The sequence below is a fragment of the Micromonospora sp. B9E7 genome, assembly GCF_039871815.1.
Lineage (GTDB): Bacteria > Actinomycetota > Actinomycetes > Mycobacteriales > Micromonosporaceae > Micromonospora.
Genome location: NZ_JBDPLX010000044.1, coordinates 1 through 4,580, shown reverse-complemented (window position 1 = coordinate 4,580; position 4,580 = coordinate 1). Strand labels below are relative to the sequence as shown.

Annotated in this window: 2 protein-coding genes; both read left to right on the top strand. The window is 69.1% G+C overall.

What is annotated here, in order from left to right; genetic code table 11:
- Positions 1-462 precede the first annotated feature (462 nt).
- Positions 463-3,309 carry a type I DNA topoisomerase gene (gene topA, locus ABGB10_RS33110; RefSeq protein WP_347664907.1) on the top strand — a complete coding sequence of 949 codons (2,847 nt, stop codon included), beginning with the start codon at positions 463-465 and terminating at the stop codon, positions 3,307-3,309.
- 117 nt (positions 3,310-3,426) lie between these two features.
- Complete coding sequence (locus tag ABGB10_RS33105; RefSeq protein WP_347664906.1) at positions 3,427-4,392, top strand: DUF559 domain-containing protein; 966 nt, start codon at positions 3,427-3,429, stop codon at positions 4,390-4,392.
- Positions 4,393-4,580: the final 188 nt, after the last annotated feature.

Below are 4,580 nucleotides of genomic sequence, written 5' to 3'. Positions count from 1 at the left end.
CCCCCACCCCACCCCCACCCCCACCCCACCTTCACCGGGGTCGATCATGGAGTTGTGGTGGGGGACGTATTGCCTTTCCGGGGTTAAAACGCCCACCATAAGTCCATGATCGACGGGGTTGGGCGGCGATCCGGGGGTGGGGCGGCGGGGTGTCCGGTGTGGGACAGCTGGCGGGTTGATCCAGGCGGAAAAGGGGCGGGTCGGACCTCGGCCGTCAGTCCGCCATCGTCACAGTGACCCACTTCGAGCCCTACCCACGGTGTACGGTGGCGCCGTCCGGCAGTGCCGAACGCGGCGAGGCGGCGTCCACCGCCGCGTTGCAGCGGATTGCGGCCCGCGAAACCCGAAACGCGGGCGGCGCGTTACGTTGGACATCCGGACCGTCGGTGCGACGGCGGGGTCGAAAGCGGTCGCTGCCCGGACGCCGGCAGGCCACGAGCAGGAGTGAGGTCGGGGAGAGACGTGCCTAGCAACGCTGGAACCACCCGTCTGGTCATCGTCGAGTCACCGGCGAAGGCCAAGACGATCTCGGGCTACCTTGGCCCGGGGTACGTCGTGGAGGCCAGCTTCGGTCACGTCCGCGACCTGCCGCGCAACGCCGCCGACGTGCCGGCCAAGTACAAGGGCGAGCCCTGGGCCCGGCTCGGGGTGGACGTGGACAACGGCTTCCACGCGCTCTACGTCGTCTCCGCCGACCGCAAGCAGCAGATCAGCAAGCTGGTGAAGCTGGCCAAGGAGGTCGACGAGATCTTCCTGGCGACGGATGAGGACCGCGAGGGCGAGGCGATCGCCTGGCACCTGGTGGAGACGCTCAAGCCCAAGGTCCCGGTCAAGCGGATGGTCTTCCACGAGATCACCAAGCCGGCGATCCAGGCGGCCGTCGCCAACCCTCGGGAGATCGACCGCGACCTGGTCGACGCCCAGGAGGCGCGACGGATCCTCGACCGGCTCTACGGCTACGAGGTCTCGCCGGTGCTGTGGAAGAAGGTCATGCCGAAGCTCTCGGCTGGCCGGGTGCAGTCCGTGGCGACCCGCATCGTGGTCGAGCGGGAACGGCAGCGGATGGCGTTCCGCACCGCCGAATACTGGGACATCCTGGCCACCCTCGCCGTGGCCGACGCCGCCGAGGGCCCGCGCGCGTTCAACGCCACCCTGATCGCGTTGAACGGCGACCGGATCGCCACCGGTAAGGACTTCGAGCCGACCACCGGCAAGGTGAAGCCCGGCGCGGGTGTCGTGCACCTCGACGAGGGTGGCGCCCGTGGGCTGGCGGCCCGACTGGAGGGGCGGCCCTTCACCGTCACCCGGGTCGAGGAGAAGCCCTACCGTCGCCGCCCGTACGCGCCGTTCATCACCTCGACCCTCCAGCAGGAGGCGGCCCGCAAGCTGCGCCTGTCGTCACAGCAGACGATGCGCACCGCCCAGCGGCTGTACGAGAACGGCTACATCACCTATATGCGTACCGACTCGGTGAACCTGTCGGAGACCGCCATCTCGGCGGCCCGCCGACAGATCGTCGAGCTGTACGGCGAGCGCAGCGTGCCGCCGGAGCCGCGTCGCTACACCGGCAAGGTGAAGAACGCGCAGGAGGCACACGAAGCGATCCGCCCGGCGGGGGACAACTTCCGCACCCCGGGCGAGGTCGCCAAGGAGCTGTCGGCCGAGGAGTTCAAGCTCTACGAGCTGATCTGGCGGCGGACCATCGCCTCGCAGATGACCGACGCGGTCGGTTCCAGTGTCTCGGTGCGCATCCGGGCGGTCTCCACCTCGCAGGAGGAAGCCGACTTCGGGGCGACCGGTAAGACGATCACGGACCCGGGCTTCCTGCGCGCGTACGTCGAGTCCAGCGACGACGAGAACGCCGAGGCCGAGGACGCCGAGCGCCGGCTGCCCACCCTGGTCAAGGACCAGCCGCTGACCGCCGACCAGTTGGCCGCGCAGGGCCACCACACCCAGCCGCCGTCGCGCTACACGGAAGCGTCGCTGGTCAAGGCCCTGGAAGAGCTGGGCATCGGCCGCCCGTCCACCTACGCGTCGATCATGCAGACGATCCAGGACCGGGGGTACGTCACCAAGCGCGGCCAGGCGATGATCCCGACCTTCCTGGCCTTCGCGGTGATCGGGTTGATGGAGCGGCACTACCCCCGCCTCATCGACTACGACTTCACCGCCACGATGGAGAACGAGCTGGACGAGATCGCCGGCGGTGACCACGCCGCGGTCGACTTCCTCACCGCGTTCTACTTCGGCAGCTCCAACGGTGCCGGTGACCAGGGCATCGCCCGCTCCGGTGGGCTCAAGAAGCTGGTCACCGAGAACCTCAGCGACATCGACGCCCGCAGCGTCAACTCCATCCCGCTCTTCACCGACGACGACGGCCGTGAGGTCGTCGTCCGGGTCGGCCGGTACGGGCCGTACCTGCAACGGGAGCTGCCCGGCGGCGAGCAGCCGGCACCTGCTGCCGAGGGCGAGGAGGGTGGCACCCAGGGCGACCGGGCGCCGATCCCCGAGGGCCTTGCCCCGGACGAGCTGACCCCGGAGAAGGTGCACGAGCTGTTCCTCGGCGGTAGCGGCGAGCGCAAGCTCGGCGACGACCCGGCCACCGGCGAGCCGATCGTGCTCAAGTCCGGCCGGTTCGGCCCGTACGTCTCCAGTGGCGAGCGGAAGTCGTCGCTGCTGCGTACGCAGACACCCGACTCGCTGACCCTGGAGGAGGCGCTCAAGCTGCTCAGCCTTCCCCGGCTGATCGGTGTCGCGCCGGACGGCGTCGAGGTCTTCGCCAACAACGGTCGCTACGGCCCGTACGTCAAGCGGGGCGAGGAGTTCCGTTCGCTGGAGTCCGAGGACCAGATGTTCACCGTCGGTCTGGACGAGGCGCTGGCCCTGCTGGCCGCTCCGAAGACCCGTGGACGGCGGGCTGCCGCGCCGCCGCTGCGCGAGATGGGCGTCGACCCGGCGACCGAGAAGCCGCTGGTGATCAAGGACGGTCGCTTCGGCCCGTACGTCACCGACGGAGAGTTCAACGCGTCGCTGCGGCGCGGGCAGACGCCGGAGGCGCTGACCCTCGAGGAAGCCTCCGAGATGCTCGCCGAGAAGCGTGCCAAGGGTCCGGCGCCACGGAAGAAGGCGGCGGCGAAGAAGGCCCCGGCCAAGAAGGCCACGGCGACGAAGAAGACGGCCGCGGCCAGCAAGTCCACGGCCGCGAAGAAGGCGACGACAGCCAAGGCGACGACAGCGAAGGCAACGCCGGCGAAGGCGACGGCGGCCAAGAAGGCCGCCCCCCGCAAGGCCGCGTCGAGCACGGAGTAACCCGACCCGACGAGATCTTGGAAGGAAACCGCCCCTCCAGGGGCACTTTCCTTCCAAGATCTCGTCGTTATCCACAGGGGCGGCCGGCTTGGGTGGTCGTCGGGAGACTTGTTGGTTATGAGTCTCCGGAGGACGTCGTCGACGGCTGCCTGGGGTCGCCGGCTGCCGAGCGATGACGCGGACGAGCTGACCTGGCTGCTCTTCCACCAGGATGACGTGCTGAGCCTCGACCAGGCGAGGCGGCACCTGTCAGCCAAGGCCGTCCGGCATCGCGTGGCGGTCGGGATGTGGCGACAGGTTCACCGGGCCGTATTCGTCGCCCACAACGGGCCGGTCAACGCCGACCAGCTCCGGTGGGCGGCTGTCCTCGCCGCAGGGCCACAGGCGCTCCTCGGTGGTCTGACCGCAGCGCAGGCCGGAGGGCTACGGGGGTTCCCCGGTCGGCCGGTCCGCATTCTGCTGCCGGCTTCCTGCCGGCGTGGGTCACTGCCACCCGGTGTGTTGGTGCACCGGACCGCGACACTGCGGGATCAGGACGTGCTGGCCGTCGGGAAACCCCGGCGGACCACGTCGGCTCGTTCGATCGTTGACGCCGCGCAGTGGGCACCCGGTGACCAGGAGGCGCGGGCGATCGTCGCCGCCGCATTCCAGCAACGGCTCGTGGCCGGCGATGATCTGCACCAGACCGTCGACCGCCTACCTCGGGTCCGCCGTCGCCAGCTCATCCTGGCCACGGCATCGGACGCCGCAGGTGGTGCCCACTCGCTGGCGGAGCTGGACTTCCTGGGGCTGATCCGTCGCGCAGGGCTCCCCGAGCCAACGCGGCAGAAAATCCGTTGTGACTCGACCGGGCGACGTCGCTACCTGGACGTCTATTTCGAGCAGTGGGGAGTGCATGTCGAGATCGACGGCGGGCAGCATCTCGATCCGCGTGCCTGGTGGGCGGACATGCGTCGCCAGAACGATCTATGGATAGTCGGCGACCGCGTACTCCGATTCCCCGCCTGGGTGATCCGCGCTCACCCGGACGAGGTTCTCCGTCAAATCCTGGGGGCGCTGCGGGCGGCCGGATGGAGCGGCTGAAGATCTTGGAAGGAATGCGCCCCTGGAAGGGCCGTTTCCTTCCAAGATCTCCAGGTCGGGCCGCTAGGCAGTGTCTTCAAAGGATCATGGTGTCGGATGATGTAGGGCGTGGGTCGTCGCTATGAGTTGTCTGACGTTGAGTGGGATGCGTTGTCGCGGTATCTGCCGTCGGTGGTGACTGGTGGTCG

Coding starts and splice junctions, on each gene's coding strand:
- ABGB10_RS33105 (WP_347664906.1), top strand. CDS start 3,427: ATGAGTCTCCGGAGGACGTCGTCGACGGCTGCCTGGGGTCGCCGGCTG.